This window comes from Streptomyces katrae (assembly GCF_000966975.1).
GTDB lineage: Bacteria > Actinomycetota > Actinomycetes > Streptomycetales > Streptomycetaceae > Streptomyces > Streptomyces katrae.
The window spans coordinates 1-633 of record NZ_JZWV01000272.1 but is presented as its reverse complement, the minus strand read 5'-3'; the positions used below and the strand labels follow the sequence as shown (position 1 = coordinate 633).

The 633-nt window shown below is 67.9% G+C and carries 1 protein-coding gene; it reads left to right on the top strand.

What is annotated here, in order from left to right; all coding sequences use genetic code 11:
* Positions 1-379: 379 nt before the first annotated feature.
* The coding region (locus tag VR44_RS43825) for a LuxR C-terminal-related transcriptional regulator (RefSeq protein WP_169790998.1) at positions 380-633 on the top strand (254 nt) is incomplete at its 3' end.

The following is a 633-nucleotide window of genomic DNA, read 5'->3' as shown; positions in this document are numbered from 1 at the left end:
CGCATGGGGTGCGCATGGCGTGTGTGATTCCTCCCTCAGGACGCCGGCAAGCAGGAGGAATATTCGGTCCAGAGCGGTTCTAGCCTTGTTTTTTCGGTTTCCCGGCGCCGGGAAGAAGCCTCTCCGAAGTAAGGACGGCAGGACAGTGGACTTCGGGGCCGGTGGCCGCCGGTCCACCCACCACGGCACGACGTGTACGGGTGGGCCACGGGACCGACGTGAGGGAAAAAGGGCAGGCAGTGCCTTGGGAGGTGCCTCGGAGCCTGGCATGCACCGGACAGCACTCTCTACGATCGCGTCCCAGGCGGAGACGGCAACGTGATCCAGAACGAGGCGCGCACGCTGACACACGTCTCGCGCGCAGGGCCACGGCCACTGGATGACGACCAGAGGGGGACGCATATGCGGCCCGCACCGGTGCACGCCGACCCCGACGCCGCAGCACACGACCGCACGTGAAGGACATCAGACAGTGCCCACACCCGGCGCCCTCGACCGCTGCACTTGCGCAGCACCCTCCCCGACGCAGAACCCCCGCGACCTGTCCACCCTCACCGATCGCGAAGGCACCGTCCTGCTGCTCGTGGCGACCGGCCTCGGGAACACCCCCATAGCCCGGCGGCTCGGCATCAC